Raw genomic sequence first — 20977 nt, 5'->3', positions numbered from 1 at the left:
GCGTCAGCCGAGGCACGAGGGGCCCAGGAGGGCCTTGAGGTCACCGAACAGCGCGGGCGTCGCGTTGACGCGCAGGCTGTCGTCGAGCTTGACGGTGAGGGTGCGCCCCGGCCGCGAGAGCTTGAGGTGCACCTCGGTGATGCCGGGGTGCTCCCCCAGCACCTCCCTGAGCCGCTCGGCCAACCCCTGCGTCGCCCGCGCGTACGGCAGGTGCAGCAGCACCGGGCCGCGTGGGCCGTCCGTCAGCTCGGGCAGCGTCAGCTCCATCGCGTTGAGCGCGACAGACTCGTCACGACGGTTGACGCGCCCCTTGACGGCGCACACGACGTCCTGGCTCAGCATCGTCGAAACCGTCGCGTACGTCGAGGGGAAGAACAGGCACTCGATCGCGCCGTCCATGTCCTCGACGGTCGCGATGGCCCACAGATCGCCCTTCTTCGTGCGCTTGATCTGCAGGCCCGTGATGAGCCCGGCGATCGTCACCGTCGCGCCGTCGGGCAGCGCGTCCTCGGCGAGCAGGCGCGCGACCGACGTGTCGGAGAACTGCGCGAGCGCGGCCTCGATGCCGAACAGCGGGTGGTCGGAGACGTACAGGCCGAGCATCTCGCGCTCGAACGCGAGCTTCGTCTGCTTGTCCCACTCGATCGGCGGAATCTGCGGTAGCGCGGCGAACTCGATGCCCGGCGCGTCGTCACCGAAACCGGCGAACAGCGAATCCTGCCCGTGCTCCTCCTTGCGCTTCTCGTCGATGAGCGCATCGACGTACGACTCATGGATCTGCACGAGCCCCTGACGCTGATGGCCGAGGTCGTCGAACGCGCCCGCCTTGACGAGTGACTCGACCGTGCGCTTGTTGAGCACCGTCGCGGGGCACTTGCGCAGGAAGTCCTCGAACGAGGTGAAGCGGCCCTTCTCCTCACGTGCCGCGATGATCGCCGCGACGACGTTGGAACCGACGTTGCGGATCGCCTCGAGCCCGAAACGGATGTCCTCGCCGACGGCCGCGAAGTTGCCGATCGACTCGTTGACGTCGGGCGGCAGCACCTTGATGCCCATGTGGCGGCACTCGTTGAGGTACAGCGCCGACTTGTCCTTGTCGTCACGCACCGAGGTGAGCAGCGCCGCCATGTACTCGGCCGGGTAGTTCGCCTTGAGATAGCCCGTCCAGTACGACACGAGCCCGTACGCCGCGGTGTGCGCCTTGTTGAACGCGTAGTCGGAGAACGGCAACAGGATGCTCCACAGCGTCTGCACCGACTCCTTCGAGAAGCCGTTGTCGAGCATGCCCTTCTCGAAGTTGACGTACTCGGCGTCGAGCACCTCCTTCTTCTTCTTGCCCATCGCGCGCCGCAGCAGGTCGGCGTTGCCGAGGGTGTACCCGGCGAGCTTCTGCGCGATCTCCATGACCTGCTCCTGATAGATGATCAGGCCGTACGTCATGTTGAGGATCGGCTCGAGCGCCTCGGTCAGCTCGGGGTGGATGTAGTCGATCTGCTGCTTGCCGTTCTTGCGCAGCGCGAAGTTGGTGTGCGCGTTGGCGCCCATCGGGCCGGGACGGTACAGCGCGAGAGCGGCGGAGATGTCCTCGAAGTTGTCGGGCTGCATGAGACGCAGTAGCTGGCGCATGCCGCCGCCGTCGAGCTGGAACACGCCGAGCGTGTCACCTCGCGCGAGCAGGTCGTACGTCTTAGCGTCCGTCATGTCCTTGCTCAGCGCGTCGAGGTCGATGTCCTCGTCACGGTTGGCCTTGATGTTCTTGAGCGCGTCGTCGAGGATCGTCAGGTTGCGCAGGCCGAGGAAGTCCATCTTGACGAGGCCGAGCGTCTCGCAGCTCGGGTAGTCGAACTGCGTGATGACGGCGCCGTCCTGCAGGCGACGCATGATCGGGATGACGTCGATGAGCGGTTCGCTCGACATGATGACGCCCGCCGCGTGGACGCCCCACTGACGTTTCAGCCCCTCGAGGCCGACGCCCGCGTCGAAGATGTTCTTGAACGTCGGGTCGGAGGCGATGAGCTCACGGAACTCGCCGCCCTCGGCGTAGCGCGGGTGGCTCTCGTCGTACATCTTCGCCAGCGGCACGCCCTTGCCCATGACGTCGGCCGGCATCGCCTTCGTCATCTGCTCGCCGATGGCGAACGGGAAGTCCATGACGCGCGAGGCGTCCTTGACGGCCTGCTTCGCCTTGATCGTGCCGTACGTGACGATGTACGACACGCGATCCTCGCCGTACTTGTCGACGACGTACCGGATGACTTCCGAGCGCCGACGCTCGTCGAAGTCGACGTCGAAGTCGGGCATCGACTGACGTTCGGGGTTGAGGAAGCGCTCGAAGATCAGACCATGCGGGACGGGGTCGAGGTCGGTGATGCCCATCGCGTACGCGCACATCGAACCGGCACCCGAACCACGCCCCGGCCCGACGCGGATGCCGTTGCGCTTCGCCCAGTTGATGAAGTCGGCGACGACGAGGAAGTAGCCCGGGTAGCCCTTGCCGATGATGACGTCCTGCTCGTACTTCGCCTGCTTCACGGCGTAGTCCGGCACACCCTCGGGGAAGCGACGGCGCAGCCCCGTCTCGACCTCCTTGATGAACCAGGACGTCTCGTCCTCACCCTCGGGGCAGGGGAAGCGCGGCATGTAGCGCCCTTCGCCCTCGGTGAAGGACACCTCGCACTGCTCGGCGATGAGCAGGGTGTTGTCGCACGCGTCCGGGTGGTCGCGGAAGAGGTGGCGCATCTCGTCGGCCGACTTGAGGTAGAACTCGTGGCTGCCGAACTTGAAGCGGTTGGGGTCGGTCAGGCGCGAACCCGAGTTGATGCACAGCAGCGCATCGTGGTGGACCGCGTCCTCCTTGTTCGTGTAATGCAGGTCGTTCGTCGCGAGCAGCGGCAGGTTGAGGTCCTTCGCCAGCTTGAGCAGGTCACTGCGCACGCGCCGCTCGATGTCGACGTCGAGGTCGTGCTCCATCAGCTCGCAGTAGAAGTTGCCGTCACCGAAGATGTCGCGGAACTCCGCCGCGGCCTCGCGCGCCTTGTCGTACTGCCCCAGACGAAGGCGCGTCTGGATCTCCCCCGATGGGCACCCCGTCGTGCCGATGATGCCCGTGCCGTACGTGTTGAGCAGCTCTCGGTCGAGTCGCGGATACTTCGAGTACACCTGGTCGAGCGAGGCCTGCGAGCCCATGCGGAAGAGGTTGTGCATGCCCTCGTTGTTCTTCGCGAGCAGCGTCATGTGCGTGTAGAGACCCCGGTTGGAGACGTCGTCGGCCTCCTGGCCGCGCTCGCCCCACGTCGTGCGCGTCTTGTCGGTGCGGTGCGTGCCCGGCGTCATGTACGCCTCGAGGCCGATGATCGGCTTCACGTCATACTTGCGCGACTTCGACCAGAACTCGTAGGCACCGAACAGGTACCCGTGGTCGGTGGTCGCGATCGCGGGCATGCCGAACTCCTGCGCACGCGCGAACATGTCATCGATACGGGCTGCACCGTCGAGCATCGAGTACTCGGTGTGGTTGTGCAGATGGACGAAGCTCTTCGACTGACTGGACATCGCCCTGAAGTCTACGACCGGCCACCGACAACCCCGCCGGATGCGCGACGCCCGGCTCCCGGGGCGAGCCGGGAGCCGGGCGGAACGTCGCGGAATTCCGCGTCAGGCGCTGATGCGATCGAGCGCGCGCTGCAGGTCGGCCGGGTACGGCGAGGTGAACGTCACACGTTCGCCGCTACCGGGGTGGTCGAATCCGAGCTCGACGGCGTGCAGCCACTGACGCTCCAGCCCGAGCTTCTTCGCGAGCGTCGGGTCGGAGCCGTACAGCGGGTCGCCGACGCACGGATGATGCATCGCTGAGACGTGGACACGGATCTGGTGGGTGCGCCCCGTCTCGAGATGGATCTCGAGCAGCGACGCCGACCGGAACGCCTCGAGCAGTTCGTAGTGCGTCACCGACGCGCGGCCGGAATCCATGACGGCGAACTTGTAGTCGTGGTTGGGATGGCGCCCGATCGGCGCGTCGATCGTGCCCTCGATCGGGTCGGGCAGGCCCTGCACGAGCGCGTGGTACGTCTTGTCGACCGTGCGGTCACGGAATGCCTGCTTGAGCAGGGTGTACGCACGCTCGCTCTTGGCGACGACCATGAGACCGCTCGTGCCGACGTCGAGGCGCTGCACGATGCCCTGACGCTCCGGTGCGCCCGAGGTGGAGATGCGGTACCCCGCAGCGGCGAGGCCACCGACGACATCCGGGCCGTCCCAGCCGACGCTCGGGTGCGCGGCGACGCCGGCCGGCTTGTCGACGACGACGATCTCGGTGTCGTCGTGCACGATGTTCATGCCGGGCACGGGTTCGACGCGGGGCGTCGCCTCACGCGGCCCGGTACGCTCCGGCATCGCGACCTCGAGCCACGCGCCGGCGCTCACGCGCTCGGACTTCGCGACCCGCTTGCCGTCGACGCTGACGGCGCCCTCGGCCGCGAGTTCGGCGGCGCGGGTGCGGGAGAAACCCAGCAGGCGGGCGATGGCCGCGTCGACGCGCTCCCCCTCGAGCCCTTCGGGGACGAACAACGACTTGACCTCGCTCATCGCTGAGCCTCCTCGGTGGTGGGCGACGCGCCATCATCTGCGCCGTCGTGGGCGCCCTCGCGCGTTCCGTCGAGACCGATGCCGCGGAAGGTCAGCAACACGACGAGGGCCGCGGCGACGCAGATCGCCGAATCGGCCAGGTTGAAGATCGGCCAGTGCGGCAGCTCGAAAAAGTCCACGACGTGGCCACGCCCCCCACCCGGCTCACGAAAGAACCTGTCGATCAGATTGCCAACGGCTCCTCCGATGATCAGCCCGAAGGCGAGGGCCCACGGGAGGCTACGCAGCTTGCGCGCGGTCACGGCGAGCACGACGACCACGACCACCGCGATCGCGGTGATGAAGAGCGTCGAATTCGTGCCGAGGCTGAACGCGGCGCCGGGGTTGTACGTCAACCGCAGCCGCAGGAACGAGCCGAGCAGATCACGCGGGCGGCCGTCACTCAGGGCGTCCTGCGCCCATTGCTTGCTGGCCTGGTCGGCCGCGATGACGCCGAGCGCCGCCACGGCGACGAGCGCGAGAGGGCGCCCCGAGACGCGGGACGGGGGGACGGTGGGTGTGGCGCCCGAGTTCAGCGGCGCTCCTGCTTCTTCTTGCATGTCATGCATAGGGTCGCACGAGGGAAGGCCTGGAGTCGAAGTTTGCCGATCGGGCCGCCGCACGATTCGCATACGCCGTACGTACCGTCGTCCATCCGCTCGAGGGCGCGTTCGCTCTGACGCAGCACCTCCGCGGACTTGCGGGCCAACGAGATCTCGTGCTCGCGCTCGAAGTTCGCGTTGCCGACGTCGGCCTGGTCGTCGCCCGCCCCGTCGCCCGGGTTGCGCAGCAGCCCCTCGAAGTCCGTGGCGAGTTCGTCGAGCTCGGCGCGCACGCGGGCCACGTCGGCCTCGAGCTCGGCCCGCACCTCGGCGAGTTCGGCGTCGCCCCACGGCTCCTCGGCGCCGCCGACGGCCAGGTCGCTCGCGGCGGTCTTCTGTGTCGCCATGGTGGTCACTCCAGTCTCCCAGCGGCGCCCGCTCGGCGCGCACGATGATGCGGATATTACGCAGAGGATAGGCCACATCAGGCGGGTCGAGGCGAACAACAGATGAAGTTTTCCGTACCTGCTAGTAGGACCAGCAAAGGGACGCACGAAGCGGGCTCGTGGACGACAGATCGTGCACGAGCCCGCTTGGTGACGGCCATCAGGCCGCGGTCATCACGCTTTGGTGTCGGGCGTCTGCTGCTTCTCGTCGAGCTTGCGCAGCTGCTCGCTCAGGTAACCCTTGAGGTTCGAGCGGTAGTCGGTCTCGAAGCCCTTGAGCCGCTCGATCTCGGCTTGCAGCGCCGTGCGTCGCGTCTCGAGGTCGGACAGGATGCTCGTGCGACGCTGCTCGGCCTCGGTCACGAGCGCGGCCGACTTCTCGGTACCCGTGCGCACGAGCTTGTCGTGCTGGCTCTGCCCGCTCGAGACGAGTTCGTCGTGCTTGGCCTGAGCCTTCTTGACGAGGTCGTCGTGCTCGCTCTGGCCGCGCTTGACGAGGTCGTCGTAGGTCGACTGGCCTGTCGTCAGCAGTTCGTCGTGGCGCTGCTTGGCGCTCGACAGCAACTTCTCGCTCTTCGCGTTCGCCTCCGTGACCACCTTGTCGCGGTGCGCGGTGGCTTCGCCGATGAGACGATCACGCTCGGTCTCGCCGTCACGCACGTGCTGGTCGTGCAGACGCTGTGCGAGGGCGATGACGCCCGCCGCGTCGGTGCCGGCGTTGGTCTCGTTCGTGGCCGGCTGCGTCGACGTCGCCGAGGCGGCCTCGCGGGCCTGCTTCAGCTCGTTCTCCAGCTGCGTGATGCGCGCGTCGGCCTCGGCCAGCTTCGCCTGCGCGTTCTTGGCCTCCTCGCGGGCGCTCTGGAGGTCGCGACGGGCGCTCGTGGGGTCGGCGCTCGCCGCGTCCTGACCTGCGTCGGCAGCCTCGTTCGCCTTGGGGGCACGCGCCTTGTCGAGTTCGGTGCGCGACGTTTCCAGTTCCTTCTTGAGGCGCGCGATCTCCGCCTTGTCCTCGTCGCTCGAGCCACCCGCGGCTGGAGCCGCAGCGTTGTTCACCGGCGTGAGGGCCGGGACGGCCGTCGTCTTCGACTGGCCCGCCATCGTCGCGTCGCCGTCTCCGCCGTGGCTGCGGCGGCAGTCGTCGAGCTTGTCGCTCAGCGAGTCGTTCTCGGCGTTCAGCCGGCGCAGCTCGACGACGATCTCGTCGAGGAAGTCGTCGACCTGGATCTCGTCATACCCGTTGCGCCCGAACCCCTTCGGCTTCGAGAACTCCTTCTTGACGACGTCTTCCGGCGTCAGCGCCATGTATTCACCTCAGTAACGCTCGAAGCCGAGGCGGGGCCTCGGCAAATCCGTTTCGTGCACGCCGATGCGGGCACGCTCAAAAATTTCCCGACTTCACCTTAGGAGATTAGCCGCGACTTGCACAGCCAGCGCCACGATCAGGAACGCCAGGTCGATGCCGACGCCGCCGAGGCGCAGGGGCGGAACGACGCGGCGCACCGCCTTGATCGGCGGGTCGGTGACGGTGTAGACCGCCTCCGCGACGACGAGCACGACGCCACGCGGCGTCCACTGCCGCGCGAACACCTGGATCCAGTCGAAGACGAGGCGCGCGATGAGCACGACGAAGAACACGTCGAGCACGGTCGCGAGCGCCGTTCTGACGCCGTTCATCGAGTCTCCTTCATCACCATGACGCCATCCTCCCACGCATGGGCGCGGCCGCCGTCATCCAGGGGACAACGGCGGCCGCGGCCCGAGCGCGAGGCGACGATTCAGCTCTGGTTGAACAGCCCGCGCGTCGCCTTGGCGACCTCGGGCCCGCTCGTGGAGACCTCGACGTTCTCGGGCGAGAGGAGGAAGACCTTGCTCGTCACGCGCTCGATAGAGCCGTGCAGACCGAAGACGAGACCGGCGGCGAAGTCGACGAGACGCTTGGCGTCCGTGTCGTCCATGTCGGACAGGTTCATGATGACGGGGACGTTGTCGCGAAAGGCCTCACCGATCTCCTTGGCCTCGTTGTACGTCCGAGGGTGGATGGTCGTGATGCGACTCATGGTCGAGGCCTCCGTGTCGGAAAAGTCGTGGTGGGTCACCTCGGGGCGCAGCGGCGTGACCTCGGCAGGGGCGCGACGTTCGTACGCGTCATAGTCGTCGTGACGCTCGTCGTCGTAGGCGACCTCGTACTCCTCGACGTACTGCTCGCTCGCGCGAGGCGCGTGCGTGTCCACGTCGGACAGTCCGAGGTATTCCATCGTCTTGCGCAGTGCGCTCATTCTTCCTGCTCCTGTGTCCGCCTGGCCCCTCGCGGAAAGGGCACCACATAGCTCGTCGGTGTCAGGCTCGAAGTTACCCGGCGAGCGGACGCGAACCGAGTATTGCGCTTCCGACACGCAGGTGTGTCGCGCCGATCTTCACCGCGTCCTCGAGATCGCCCGACATCCCCGCCGACAACGACGTGGCCTGCGGGAAGTTTGCGAGGAAATCTTGACGGACGTGCGCGAGACGCGAGAACGCGGCGGCCGGCTCCTCGCCGAGCGGCGCGACCGCCATGAGCCCGCACAACCGTAGGTGCGGCGCCTGCTCGACCGCCGCGGCCACCTCGTGCAGCTCGGTCTCCTGCGCGCCACCGCGCCCCGAACCGTCACGCTCGAGAGCGACCTGCACGAAGATGTCGAGGGGGTTCTCGCGATCCGCGGCGCCGGCGTCGAGCAGCGGCACGAGCTTGAGCCGGTCGAGCGACTGCACGACGTCCGCGTGCCGCGCGATGCGGCGCGCCTTCTTGCTCTGGATCTGGCCGATGAAGTGCCGACGCGGTGAGGCGATGAGATCCGGACGCTCGGCGCGCAGCGCATCGACCTTCTCGACGAGCTCCTGCTCGCGGTTCTCCCCCACGTCGCCCACCCCGAGGTCGGCGAGCGCGACGAGGTCGGTGACGGGGAAGAACTTCGTGACGACGACGAGCGTCGGGGCGTCGTCACGCCCGGCCGCGCTCGTGGCGGCGGCGATGCGGACGCGCACGCGCTCCAGGTTGGCCTGCAACTCGGCGCGACGCGCGGGCGAGGCGTCGAGACCACGGCGACTGGGGTCGGAATCGGCGGTGCGTGGCGGCGTCGGAGGCTGCATCACGACACGGCCGCCTTGCGGACGATGAGCCCGGCGAAGCGACCCGTCGCGCCGTCGCGACGATACGAGTACAGGCGAGGCTCCTCACGCGTGCATCCCGGCACCCATTCGAGCGGGACACCGGCGTCCGCGAGCTGCGACGCGACGCCCGCCGCGACGTCGATCGCCGGCGTGCCCGTCCACGTGATGGCGGCGCTGGCCGGGTGGGCCTGACGCGCGGCGTCATGCATCTCGCGCGGCACCTCGTAGCAGCGCCCGCAGACCGACGGGCCCAGCACTGCGCTGATGTCGCGCGCTCCGAGGTGGCGCATCGCCTCGAGCGCCGCCGGCACGACGCCGGCGAGCATGCCGGGACGCCCGGCGTGCGCGACGCCGATGACGCCGGCCGCGTCATCACTCAGGAGAACCGGCGTGCAGTCGGCCACCATGACGCCGAGCGCGAGGCCGCTGTCACGGCTGACCATCGCGTCAGCGCTCGGTCCGGCCTGACCGGAGGCGACGTCGGCGAGGGTGACCTCCGCGACGCTCGCGCCGTGGACCTGATCCATCCAGGCGATGGGGACGCCACCCAGCTGCGCGGAGACCCGCTCCCTGTTCACGCGCACCGCACGCTCGTCGTCACCGACGTGCAGCCCGAGGTTCAACGCCGAGAACGGCGCCTCACTGACCCCGTCGAGGGAATCGGTGAAGCACCGTTCGAGCGAGCCGCTCGGCGACTCACGCCGGTCGTGCCAGAAGAACATCGACCGGGCTCCGGATCACTTGAGGAAGTCGGGGACGTCCAGGTCGTCACGATCCTCGAACGTGACCTCCTTGGGCGGACGCACGACCTCGGGGGCCTGCTGACCGCCCTGCTGCGACTGCCCTTGCTGCGCCTGGTCCTGCTGAGCGTCCTGGGCGTGCTGCTGCTCACCCTGACCCGGCTGGACGCGGGCCGGCGGCGCGGAGACGCGCGTCGGACCGGCGGTCGTACCGGGAACGGCGACGGGCTTGATCGTCGCCGGGGCGGCAGCCTGCGGCTGGTAGGACTGCTGCGCCTGCTGGGACGGCATCTGCGCGGACGTCTGCTGCTGCGCGGGACGCTGCTGAGCGCCACCCTGCTGAGCAGGACGCTCATCGTTGCGCTTCTGCGGCGCACCACCGTCGAAACCGGCGGCGATGACGGTGACGCGCACCTCGTCGCCCAGGGCGTCGTCGATGACGGCACCAAAGATGATGTTGGCCTCGGGGTGCGCCGCCTCCTGCACGAGGCGAGCGGCCTCGTTGATCTCGAACAGACCGAGGTCGGAACCGCCCTGGACCGACAGCAGGACGCCGTGGGCGCCGTCGATGCTCGCCTCGAGCAGCGGGCTCGAGATAGCGAGTTCGGCGGCCTGCACCGCGCGGTCCTCGCCACGGGCCGAACCGATGCCCATGAGCGCCGAGCCGGCACCCTGCATGACGGACTTGACGTCGGCGAAGTCGAGGTTGATCAGACCTGGGGTCGTGATGAGGTCGGTGATGCCCTGGACACCGGACAGGAGCACCTGGTCGGCCGAGCGGAAGGCGTCAAGCATCGAGACGGCGCGGTCGCTGATCGACAGCAGCCGGTCGTTCGGGATGACGATGAGCGTGTCGACCTCTTCGCGCAGCGCGGAGATGCCGAGCTCGGCCTGGTTCGCGCGACGACGGCCCTCGAAGGTGAACGGGCGGGTCACGACACCGATCGTCAAAGCACCGAGGCCGCGGGCGATCTTCGCGACGACGGGCGCACCACCCGTGCCCGTGCCACCACCCTCACCGGCGGTGACGAACACCATGTCGGCGCCCTTGAGGACCTCTTCGATCTCCTCAGCGTGATCCTCCGCCGCCTGACGACCGACCTCGGGGTCGGCGCCGGCACCGAGACCGCGCGTCAGCTCACGGCCCACGTCGAGCTTGACGTCGGCGTCACTCATGAGCAGGGCCTGGGCGTCGGTGTTGATCGCGATGAACTCCACACCCTTGAGGCCGACCTCGATCATCCGGTTGATGGCATTGACGCCACCGCCGCCGATACCGACGACCTTGATGACGGCCAGGTAGTTCTGGGGAGTTGCCACGAGAAGAGGCCTTTCGAAAGCGGGTGCGAGTATGCAGAGCCGATGCTACGCGACCGGATGCCCGGACGCGAACATCTCGACGTCAACTCGAACGTGACCCCGTCAGGCACGTGGCCCGCCGACCCGAGCACGAACGTACCCCCTCGGCGACCCGGGACCCCTGAGGCAACGGAAGACCCCCGGCATTCCGCAGAATCCCGGGGGGTCTTGGCCGCCGAAAAGATTAACCTTCGACTTCACCTTCACGCGTCTTGAGGCCAGTGAGGATGCGCGGGCCGAGGTGCGTGACATCGCCCGCGCCGACGGTCACGACGAGGTCGCCCGGGCGAGCCACGTCGAGCACGCGAGCGAGCGCGTCGTCGGCCGTGGGGGTGAACTCGCCGCGTCCGGACGTCATGCGATCGGTGATCAGCGCGCCGCTCACCCCGGCGACGGGCTGCTCGCGCGCGCCGTACACGTCGAGGACGAAGGCGTGGTCGGCGCCATCGAGCGCCGCGGCGAGACCGGTCGCTGCGTGCTGCGTACGCGAGTACAGGTGGGGCTGGAAGATGACGATGAGTTCGCCGTCGTCCTTGAGCCCGGCCGCCGTACGCACGAGGGCGTCGAGCTTGCCGGGGTTGTGGGCGTAGTCGTCGACGACGCGGACGCCGCCCGCCTCACCACGCGGCTCGAACCGACGCGAGGTGCCGCGGAAGGCCCCGAGCCCGCGCGCGACATCGGCCGGCGCGAGACCGAAACCGTGGACGAGGGCGGTGTAGACGCCCGCCGCGTTGAGCAGGTTGTGGGCACCCGGCACATGCAGCGCGACGTCGTGGACGGCGTCCCCGTCGCGAAGGCTCATGCGCCAGTCGAAGCCTTCCCCGCTCTCCGCGACGATACGCACGTCTGCGTCGGTGTCGCGCCCGTACGTCAAGACGCGCGCGCCCGCGGCGCGACGGCGCTGGGCCAGGGCCAGCGAGCCCTCGTCGTCAGCGCAGGCGACGAGCAGACCCTGCGGCGCGATCGTCGCCGCGAAGCTCTCGTAGGCATGAGCAAGGTTGGCCGACGTGCCGTAGAAGTCGAGGTGATCGTCCTTGATGTTCGTGACGATCGCGACCTGCGGGTGGTAGACGACGAACGAGCCGTCGCTCTCGTCTGCCTCGACGACGAAGATCTCGCCCTCGCCCGGTGCCGCGTTGACACCGAGCCCCGCGACGTTGGCGCCGATCGCGAACGACGGCTTCTCCCCCGTCGCGACGAGGGCGGCCGTCGCCATTCCGCTCGTCGTCGTCTTGCCGTTGGCGCCCGCGACGGCGAGCCCGCGACCCGCGCGCATGAGCATCGCGAGGCCCTGGCTGCGGTGCAGCACCGGCAGACCGCGCCGTCTGACCTCGACGAGTTCGGGGTTGGCCTCGTTGATGGCGCTGGAGATGACGACGACGGCGCCGTCCGGCACGTCGGCAACGTTCGCGGCGTCGTACCCGAGCTCGATGCGTGCTCCCTGGGCACGAAGGTCGTCGAGTACCGGCAGGTCGACGTTGTCGGAGCCGCTCAGGGTGACGCCCGCGGCGAGGAACAACCGCGCGACGCCCGACATGCCTGAGCCGCCGACCGCGATCATGTGCACGTGTGGCACGTCCGCGAGAGCGGGCAGCGGCGCGGCGAAGTCGAACCGCTCGTTCACACCGTTGCTCATGCCCGGCCCCCGGTCGCTGCAGCGTCTTCGACGAGGTCGACGAGGCGTGCGGCGCCATCCGCGTGCCCGCGGCTGCCGGCTGCCGCACGCATGCGGGCCAGCTCGTCGGCGTCCGTCACGAGCGGGATGACGACGCGCTCCACCCACGTCGCGTCGACGTCGCCGTTGTCGACGAGCAATGCTCCCCCGGCCTCGACGACGTCCTTCGCGTTGAGTCGCTGCTCGCCGTTGCCGATGGGCAGCGGCACGTAGATCGCGGGGATCGCGAGCGTGGACAGTTCGCTCACCATGCCGGCGCCGCTTCGCGTGACGACGAGGTCGGCCACCGCGTAGGCGAGGTCCATACGGTCGCAGTACTCCTCGACGACGTAGCGCGGCCCCGAGGCGGTGGCCGGGGCCTCGAACCCCTTGCCCCGCCCCGTGATGTGCAGGACCTGCACCCCGGCCTCACGCAGCGCTGGCGCGGCCGCGGCGAAGGCCTCGTTGAGACTCGCTGCACCGAGCGAGCCACCGGTGATGACGAGCGTCGGGCGTCCGGGTTCGAGACCGAAGTACGTCATCGCCTCCGCGCGCAGCATCGCGGGGCGAAGCTCTCGGATCTCGCGTCGCAGCGGCATCCCGACGACCTCGGCGCCCGCCAGCGGGGTGCCGGGGAACGTCGTCGCCGTGTGCGCGGCCCATCGCACGCCGAGCTTGTTCGCCAGCCCCGGCCGGGCGTTCTGCTCGTGGATGACGATGGGGATCCCAGCCTTGCGCGCCGCGAGGTAGATGGGCGTCGAGACATACCCGCCGAAGCCGACGACGACCTGCGGGCGGCGTTCGGCAACGAGCGCCTCCGCCTGGCGCAGCGCCCCCCGGAACGCGGCGGGAAACCTCAGCGCGGCGACGTTCGGCCGACGCGGGAAGGCGACCTTCGGCACGTAAGACAGCGTGAAACCGCGCTCGGGCACCAGTCGCTCCTCGATGCCGTCAGGGGAACCGACGACCGTGATGACGGCTTCGGTGTGGCGGTCGGTGATCTCCTGCACCGTCGCGAGCAACGGCAGGACGTGACCGGCCGTTCCTCCTCCGGCGAGCAGAACGCGTTCGAGCGTCATGTCAGTCAGCCTTTCCGTCGAGGGAGCACGGCGAGTGTGCGCGCCACGCGGCGCGGTTTGAGGGTGAGAGCTTCGGCGGCACCTGGTTCCTGCCTGGCGAAGGCCAACAGGATGCCGATGCCGAACAGTGTCATGACGAGCGCCGACCCGCCATAGGAGACCAGCGGGAGCGGCACACCGACGATCGGGAAGATGCCCAGGACCGAGCCGATGTTGACCACTGCCTGGAAACAGATCCACACCATGATGCCGGCACTCGCGACGCGGACGAACATGTCACGCGTCTGCGCGATGAGCCGGTAGCACGCGTAGGCGAGCACGACGTACAACGCGAGCACCGTGAGGGCACCCGGCAGACCGAGCTCTTCGCCGATGATGGCAAAGATGAAGTCGTTGTGAGCCTCCGGCAACCACTGCCACTTCTCACGCGAGGCGCCCGGCCCGAGGCCCCACACTCCGCCCCCGGCGAGAGCGTACATGCCGTGCACCTTCTGGTAGCACCCGTCGAGATCGACGTTGTCGCACCCACCGAGCCAGGCCTGGATGCGCGAGGTCCGGTTACCGCTCGTCCAGATCGCGATGGGCAACGTGACGAGGGCGAGGGCCGCCAGCCAACCGAACAACGCCTTGCGCGCGCCGGCACACCACAACATGCCGAGGTAGATGACCGAGACGACCATCGTCGTCCCGAGATCCTTGCCGAGCATGATCAGCCCGATGAGCAGGACGACATAGGGCACGGTGGGCAGGATCGAGCGACGGGGGTCGTGCAGGTGGGCCTGTCGGTTGGACAGGACGAGCGCCACCATGAGGATCAGCGCCACCTTGCCGATCTCGGACGGCTGGATCTGCAGCCCGCCCACTCGGATCCAGTTGCGGTTGCCGAGTACCTCCACACCGATCCCGGGCACCATGACGAGCACCTGCAGGAAGAGTGCGGCGAGCATGAGAGGAAAGGCCATCACCTTGAACACCCGGATCGGCAGACGACTCGTCACGGTAGCCACGATGACACCGACCACGGCGAATACCGCCTGCTTCGTGAAGTCCGAATACGGCGACTGCGTATCCATGTACGACGTCACGCTCGAGGCGGACAACACCATGACGAGTCCGAGTCCGACGAGCATGCCCGCCGAGCCGAGGATCAGGTAATACGTGGCCAGCGGCGACTCGAGCCACTTCAGGCGTCCTCTGAGCTGACGCGAGGCCCCCTGCACCGCAGGCGAATCCCGCCATGACAGGCGCGTCGCCGTCATGCCCCGGATCCGCTGAGTGCCGCGACCGCGTCGGCGAACGCGTCACCCCGCGCGCCGTAGGAGGCGTACATGTCGAGACTCGCCGCTGCCGGTGCGAGCAGCACGGTGTCGCCGCGCTGGGCGGCTGCATTCGCCGCCGCGACGGCCTCACGCATCGCCTCGTCGGCATCGCTCGTCTCGATGACGGTGACGGGCACCTGCGGCGCGTGGGCCGCGAGAGCGTCGGCGATGATGCCCCGGTCACGACCGAGCAGCACCGCGGCGCGCAGCCGCGAGGCGTTCGCGCGCACGAGATCATCGACCTCGGCGCCCTTGAGCAATCCGCCGGCGATCCAGACGACGGGGTCGAACGCCTGCAGCGACGCCTGGGCCGCGGGCGGGTTCGTCGCCTTCGAGTCGTCGACCCAGCGCACGCCGCCGACCTCGGCGACGCTCGCCATCCGGTGCGGCTGGGGCGTGTAGTCGACCAGGCCCTGACGGACGGCGGCGAGCGTCACGCCGTAGCTGCGGGCGAGCGCGGCCGCGGCGAGCGCGTCGGCGACGTAGTGCGGTGCGGAAGCGTTCGGGCCGAGGTCACTCAGGATGGCGAGTTCGGCTGCGCTGGTGCGTCGTTCGGCGATGAAGGCACGGTCGGCGAGGACGTCGTCGACGATGCCGACCATCGACGGCCCCGGCGTGCCGAGCGTGAACCCGATCGCGCGACAGCCGTCGACGACCTCGGCGTCCTCGACCATCGCCTCGGTCGCGGGATCGTCGACGTTGTAGACGCACGCGACCTGGGTGCGCTCGTACACCCGCCCCTTCTGACGCTTGTACTCCTCGTAGGAGCCATGCCAGTCGATGTGGTCGGGGGCGACGTTGAGGCAGCAGGACGCGTACGGCGACACCGTGCGCGACCAGTGCAGCTGGAACGACGACAGCTCGACCGCGATGACGTCGTACGGCTGCGGGTGCAGTACTGCCTCGAGCAGCGGCATGCCGACATTGCCGGCGGCCACCGCGCGCAGCCCCTGCGCCTTGAGCATCGACTCGAGCATCGTGACGGCCGTCGTCTTGCCGTTGGTCCCGGTGATCGTCAGCCACGGCGCACCGCCCTCGCGCGGGCGCATGCGCCACGCGAGCTCGACCTCACCCCAGACGGGAATGCCGCGCGACATGGCGTCCTGCATGATCGGCGCGCTCGGCGCCACGCCCGGCGAGGTGACGATGAGATGCGTACCCTCCGGCGCCGCGTCCATGTGCTCGGCGCCGAACGCGACGTCGGCGCCGAGGACGTCGAGGATCTGCGCGCGCTCGGCCATGACGTCGCTGTGGTCGCGCGAGACGACGCGCACGCGGGCGCCGCGCTCGAGGAGCGCGTCGGCGGCCGCGAACCCGGACACGCCGAGCCCGATGACGAGCACCGACAACCCGGACCAGTCGGCGTCGCGGTGCGTGAGGTCACGCTCCCCCGCGAACGGTTCGTACGAAGGGTCGAGGGCCCACAGGTCGTGCTGGCTCACTGGCTGACGTTCCATTCCGCGTAGAAGATGCCCAGACCGAACGCGACGCACAGCCCCGCGATGATCCAGAACCTGATGACGACGGTGATCTCGTTCCAACCCACCATCTCGAAGTGGTGGTGCAGCGGCGCCATCCGGAAGATGCGCTTGCGTCGGGCCTTGAACGAGCCGACCTGGAGGATGACCGAGAGCGTCTCGATGACGAACAGCCCGGCGAGGATGACGACGAGGAACTCGGTGCGCGTCGTGATGGCGAGGCCCGCGAGCGCGCCGCCGAGGGCGAGCGAACCGGTGTCACCCATGAAGATCTTGGCCGGCGTCGCGTTCCACCACAGGAAGCCGAAGCAGGCACCCATGAGCGCCGCGGCGACGACGGCGAGGTCGTGAGGGTCGCGTACGTCATAGCACTTGGCGGCGTGCGTCATCATCTCCGAGTACTGGCAGTTCTGGTTGAACTGCCAGATCGAGATGAGCACGTACGCGCCGAACACCATGACGCACGCGCCGGTGGCGAGCCCGTCGAGACCGTCGGTGAGGTTGACGCCGTTCGAGGTACCCGCGATGAGCAGGTTCGCCCAGATGACGAACAGCAGCAGGCTGACGACGGTGCCGCCGACCGCGAGCGACAGGCTCGAGTCGCGCACGAACGAGATGGCGTAGCTCGCGGGTGTGAGGCCGTTGGAGTTCTCGAACTGCAGTGCGAGCACTGCGAAGATGACGGCGACGAGCGTCTGCCCCCCGAGCTTCTGCAGTGACGTCAGCCCGAGCGATCGCTGCTTCGTGATCTTGATGGCGTCGTCGGCGAACCCGACGAGCCCCAGCCCCGCCATGAGGAACATGACGAGTAGGCCGCTCGCGCTCATCGGCGTCATCGTGAACAGGTGGGCGCAGCCGTACGCGAGCAGGCTCGCCGCGATGATGACGGCGCCACCCATCGTCGGCGTGCCGCGCTTGGTGTGGTGCGTCGTGGGGCCGTCGTCGCGGATGAACTGCCCGTATCCCTTGCGCACCAGGAACTTGATGAACATGGGGGTGCCGAACAGAGCGGCGATCAGCGACACGATGGCCGCGATGAGCACGCCCTTCATGAGGTCACCTCCGTGACAGGAAATGCGGGTGTACCGGATTCTTCGACCAACCTATCCCCCAGCATGCGAAGACCCGAGTCACGACTCGACTTGAACAGCACGACATCCCCCGGTGCGATCTGCTCGACGAGCACGTCGTGTGCCGCGTCGATGTCGTCGACGGTGGTGACGGCGTCCGCCGTCATGCCCGCCGTGCGCGCCCCCTGCGCGATGGCCTGCGCGCCCGCGCCGACGACGACGAGGCGGTCGATGCCCAGTTCGGCGGCGAGCTGCCCGACGGCGGTGTGCTCGTCATGCGAGGCCTCGCCCAGTTCGCGCATCTCACCGAGCGCGGCGATGCTGCGGCGTGAGGTACCCATGTGGGCGAGGGCTCGCAGCGCGGCACGCATCGAGTCGGGGTTGGCGTTGTACGCGTCGTTGACGAGCGTCACGCCGCCGCCGACCTCGCTGACCTCCATGCGCCAGCGCGACGCGGCCCCGGCTCCGGCGACGGCCTCGACGACGTCGCCGAGCGCGAGTCCGAGGCTGGTCGCGGCGGCGATGACGCTGAGCGAGTTGCCGACCTGGTGCTCGCCGACGAGGGCGAGACGCACGTCTGCCTCCCCGAGGGGGCAGGTGAGGTGATAGCTCGGGCGACCGGCCTCGTCGATGCTCACGTCGGTGGCACGGTAGTCGGCGTCCTCGCCGAGCCCCACGAGGATGACCTTCGCCTGCGTGCGGCTCGCCATCGCGCGCACCCGCGAGTCGTCGACGTTGAGGATCGCGACGCCGTCCTGCGGCAGCGCCTCCACGAGCTCACCCTTCGTCCGGGCGATTGCCTCGACGGAGCCGAACTCGCCCATGTGCGCCTGTCCGACGTTGAGTACGATGCCGATGCTCGGCGGCGCGATCTTCGTCAGGTACGCGATGTGCCCCACCCCCGAGGCGCCCATCTCGGCGACGAGGTAGCGCGTCGCCTCGTCGATGCGGCAGACCGTCAGCGGGACCCCGACCTCGCTGTTGAGCGAGCCGTAGGGGGCGATCGTCGGCGCGAACCGCGCGAGCACCGCACCGAGCAGATCCTTCGTCGACGTCTTGCCCGACGAGCCGGTGATGCCCACGATCTGCAGGTTGGGTGCACGGTCGACGACGGCGCGCGCCACCTCGGCGAAGGCCAGTTCGACGTCGTCGACGACGACGCACGAAGCACCGTCGACCGCTCGCTCGCCGAGAACTCCGGCAGCGCCGACCGCCAGCGCGGCCGGGACGAAGTCGTGCCCGTCCGCGTGCTCACCGACGCGCGCGACGTAGAGCGAGCCGGCGGCGCACTCGCGCGAGTCGGTGACGACGGGACCGGTGATGCGAGCGTCGGGGCCGACGAGGCGTCCCCCGGTGACGGTCGCGATCTCCTCGAGTGATAGTTCGATCACTGGGACGACGACTCCTTCGAACGGTATTCGATCGGATAGGGCAACTTGTCGCTCTTGTTCGGGGGAATCTTACGGTTCTGCAGGGCGTACCCCATGACCTTGGAGAACACGGGCGCGGCGAGGTCGCCACCGAAGGTGCCCGCCTGCGGCTTCTGCAGCGTCACCGACACGATGAGCTGCGGATCCTTGGCGGGCGCCATGCCGATGAAACCCGCCGTCACGCCGTCGTACGTCTTCTTCTGCGCGTCGTAGCGCTGGGCCGTCGAGGTCTTGCCGGCGACGTCGTACCCGTCTACGGCCGCGAGCGGCGCCGAGCCCTCCTTCGACACGACGCCCTGCATCATGCCGATGAGCTCGCGCGAGGTCTTCTCACTGAACACGCGCGTCGGCGTGCGATCGTCCTGCGGCGCCTTCATCGTCCCGTCGGCGTCCTGCACCTTCGACACGAGGCTGAGCGGCGAGCGCACCCCACCGTTGGCGATGGTCTGGAACAGCGCCGTCTGCTGCACCGCAGAACTCGCGAGGCCCTGACCGAACATCACGGTGTACCACGTGTCCCCCACCCAATTCTTGACGGGCGGGACGATGCCCGCGGACTCGCCGGGAAAGCCGATTCCGGTCGTCTTGCCGAGCCCGAACTTCATCATGTACGAGTACAACGTCTCCTTGGGCATCTTCTCGCCCGCGAGGATCGTGCCCATGTTCGACGATTGTGCGATGACACCGGCAAGGGTCAGGTACTCGACGCCGTGGGGGTGCGAATCCTGGAACGGGCGCCCGGCGCGCTCCAACTTGGCGGGCACCTCGACGTGCGTCGTGGGCGTCGCGAGGCCCTCCTCGAGGAGCGCGCCCGCCGTCACCATCTTCTGTGTCGAACCGGGTTCGAAGGTGTCGGTGAACGCACGGTTCTGCAAGGCGTCGGACGCGGCCGAACTCATGTCGTTGTTGTCGAAGCTCGGGTAGCTCGCGGTCGCGAGAAGGTGCCCCGCCTTGTCGGCGACGACGATCTCGCCCGACTGCGACTTCGTCTTCTTGACGGCCGCGACGAGTTCGTTCTGCGCGTACCACTGGATGTCGTTGTCGACGGTGAGCTGCACGGCCCGGCCGCTGACGGGCTGCTGGTCGAGGTTGTCCCCCGTCGCGATCGGCTCGCCGTTGCGGGCGCGCTCGATCTGGTGGATGCCGTCCTTGCCGCGCAGCTGCGCTTCGAGCATCTGCTCCACCCCGCCGCCGGGCACACCGGCCGAGTTCACCCAGCCGACGAGCGGGGCGACGGAGGTGTGCTGCGGGTATTCACGCTTCTGACGCAGTTCCGAGGAGATGCCGGGCAGCTCCAGCGCCTTGAGCTGGCTCCACTGCGCCGGCGTGATGTCCTTCGCGAGGTACACGAAGCGGCTCTTTCGCTTGCTCGCCTCGTCGAGCTTGCTCGCGTAGTCGCTCGCGTCGCCGCCGAGCACCTGGGCGAGTTGTGCGCTCACGCCGTCAATGCCCTTGGGCGACTTCTTCGAGTTCTTGCGGTACTGCGAGGCCGCAACAGGGTCTCCCGCGATGTCGCGGCGTTCGACGCTGCGGGCGAGGACCGCACCGTTCTCATCGGTGATGGTGCCGCGCGCGGCCGGCACGTTGGTGCGCGTGAGGCGCTGCGTCAGCGCCTGCTGGGACAGCTCGTCCGCGTTCCACCACTGCACGCTGAACAGTTCGTAGGCGAAGATCGCGAACACGAGCGTGAATGCCATGAGCATGAGTCGCGAACGTCGGCGCGGGTGCCCGACGGCCGCGAGACGTGCCCGGGCGGGTTCGTTCCAGCGCACCGGGCGGCCCTGGCCGTCGCTGTTCTGACGAACGCGTCGCGCACCACCACCCGCAGCCGGCCGTTCGCGAGGCCGTTCCTGACCCTGGGGTCGTCCCGTTCGCCGGTTCTGCGCCGGAACCCGACCGCGAGATCCAGGACGTTGGGAGTCGTCGGGACGCGGGCGGCGAGGCTGGCCGGGCTGAGAGCGCCGGGGTCGATCCACGTCAGCTCTCCTCGTCCCGCTCGTCCACGTCGTGCTCGCTCTACGTCTTACTTGCTCGTCTTCTTCGCCGCCTCGGCCTTCTTCGCCGCCTCGGCCTTCTTCGCCGCCTCGGCC

17 protein-coding genes are annotated in these 20977 nt (G+C 68.6%); all 17 read right to left on the bottom strand.

Going from position 1 to position 20977, the window contains the following annotated elements; all coding sequences use genetic code 11:
* Positions 1–3: 3 nt before the first annotated feature.
* The 17 genes from dnaE to AX669_RS12440 all read right to left on the bottom strand — a co-directional run bounded on the left by dnaE (position 4) and on the right by AX669_RS12440 (position 20584).
* Positions 4–3552: a DNA polymerase III subunit alpha gene (gene dnaE / locus AX669_RS12520; RefSeq protein ID WP_062258739.1), complete on the bottom strand. Its 3549-nt coding sequence runs from the start codon at positions 3550–3552 to the stop codon at positions 4–6.
* A 102-nt stretch (positions 3553–3654) separates the two neighbouring features.
* Positions 3655–4584, bottom strand: a complete 930-nt coding sequence (locus AX669_RS12515; protein WP_006946614.1) for an RluA family pseudouridine synthase — start codon at positions 4582–4584, stop codon at positions 3655–3657.
* The gene (gene lspA, locus AX669_RS12510) at positions 4581–5183 is read right to left on the bottom strand and encodes a signal peptidase II (protein ID WP_082740965.1); all 603 of its coding nucleotides are present in this window, start codon (positions 5181–5183) and stop codon (positions 4581–4583) included. The genes AX669_RS12515 and lspA overlap by 4 nt, the downstream gene beginning before the upstream one ends.
* A complete protein-coding gene (locus tag AX669_RS12505; RefSeq protein WP_038567752.1) occupies positions 5156–5572 on the bottom strand; it encodes a TraR/DksA family transcriptional regulator in 417 nt (138 codons plus the stop codon). Before AX669_RS12505 ends, lspA begins: the two co-directional genes overlap by 28 nt.
* Before the next feature lie 213 nt (positions 5573–5785).
* Entirely contained in the window at positions 5786–6913 is a 1128-nt protein-coding gene (locus AX669_RS12500) for a DivIVA domain-containing protein (protein ID WP_062258737.1), read from the bottom strand.
* 93 nt (positions 6914–7006) lie between these two features.
* Positions 7007–7285, bottom strand: a complete 279-nt coding sequence (locus AX669_RS12495) for a YggT family protein (protein WP_006946604.1) — start codon at positions 7283–7285, stop codon at positions 7007–7009.
* A 101-nt stretch (positions 7286–7386) separates the two neighbouring features.
* On the bottom strand, positions 7387–7887 hold the full coding sequence (locus tag AX669_RS12490) for a cell division protein SepF (protein ID WP_006946575.1): 501 nt from the start codon (positions 7885–7887) through the stop codon (positions 7387–7389).
* 73 nt (positions 7888–7960) lie between these two features.
* A complete protein-coding gene (locus AX669_RS12485) occupies positions 7961–8740 on the bottom strand; it encodes a YggS family pyridoxal phosphate-dependent enzyme (RefSeq protein WP_197418915.1) in 780 nt (259 codons plus the stop codon).
* Positions 8737–9480, bottom strand: a complete 744-nt coding sequence (gene pgeF / locus AX669_RS12480; RefSeq protein ID WP_062258735.1) for a peptidoglycan editing factor PgeF — start codon at positions 9478–9480, stop codon at positions 8737–8739. The genes AX669_RS12485 and pgeF overlap by 4 nt, the downstream gene beginning before the upstream one ends.
* Before the next feature lie 15 nt (positions 9481–9495).
* A complete protein-coding gene (gene ftsZ, locus AX669_RS12475) occupies positions 9496–10818 on the bottom strand; it encodes a cell division protein FtsZ (RefSeq protein WP_062258733.1) in 1323 nt (440 codons plus the stop codon).
* A gap of 223 nt (positions 10819–11041) precedes the next feature.
* Positions 11042–12493 carry a UDP-N-acetylmuramate--L-alanine ligase gene (gene murC / locus AX669_RS12470; RefSeq protein ID WP_062258731.1) on the bottom strand — a complete coding sequence of 484 codons (1452 nt, stop codon included), beginning with the start codon at positions 12491–12493 and terminating at the stop codon, positions 11042–11044.
* Entirely contained in the window at positions 12490–13590 is a 1101-nt protein-coding gene (murG, locus tag AX669_RS12465) for an undecaprenyldiphospho-muramoylpentapeptide beta-N-acetylglucosaminyltransferase (protein ID WP_062258729.1), read from the bottom strand. Before murG ends, murC begins: the two co-directional genes overlap by 4 nt.
* Before the next feature lie 5 nt (positions 13591–13595).
* A complete protein-coding gene (gene ftsW, locus AX669_RS12460) occupies positions 13596–14849 on the bottom strand; it encodes a putative lipid II flippase FtsW (protein ID WP_006946534.1) in 1254 nt (417 codons plus the stop codon).
* Entirely contained in the window at positions 14846–16366 is a 1521-nt protein-coding gene (gene murD, locus AX669_RS12455; RefSeq protein ID WP_062258727.1) for a UDP-N-acetylmuramoyl-L-alanine--D-glutamate ligase, read from the bottom strand. Before murD ends, ftsW begins: the two co-directional genes overlap by 4 nt.
* Entirely contained in the window at positions 16348–17439 is a 1092-nt protein-coding gene (gene mraY, locus AX669_RS12450; protein ID WP_006946613.1) for a phospho-N-acetylmuramoyl-pentapeptide-transferase, read from the bottom strand. Before mraY ends, murD begins: the two co-directional genes overlap by 19 nt.
* On the bottom strand, positions 17436–18848 hold the full coding sequence (gene murF, locus AX669_RS12445; protein WP_062258725.1) for a UDP-N-acetylmuramoyl-tripeptide--D-alanyl-D-alanine ligase: 1413 nt from the start codon (positions 18846–18848) through the stop codon (positions 17436–17438). The genes mraY and murF overlap by 4 nt, the downstream gene beginning before the upstream one ends.
* Positions 18845–20584, bottom strand: a complete 1740-nt coding sequence (locus tag AX669_RS12440; RefSeq protein WP_231729606.1) for a penicillin-binding protein 2 — start codon at positions 20582–20584, stop codon at positions 18845–18847. The genes murF and AX669_RS12440 overlap by 4 nt, the downstream gene beginning before the upstream one ends.
* Positions 20585–20977 lie beyond the last annotated feature (393 nt).

Source organism: Dermacoccus sp. CCH2-D9 (assembly GCF_001556795.1).
GTDB classification, from domain to species: domain Bacteria; phylum Actinomycetota; class Actinomycetes; order Actinomycetales; family Dermatophilaceae; genus Dermacoccus; species Dermacoccus nishinomiyaensis.
Note: the sequence above shows the minus strand (reverse complement) of the source record. Positions and strands in the feature narration are given on the sequence as shown.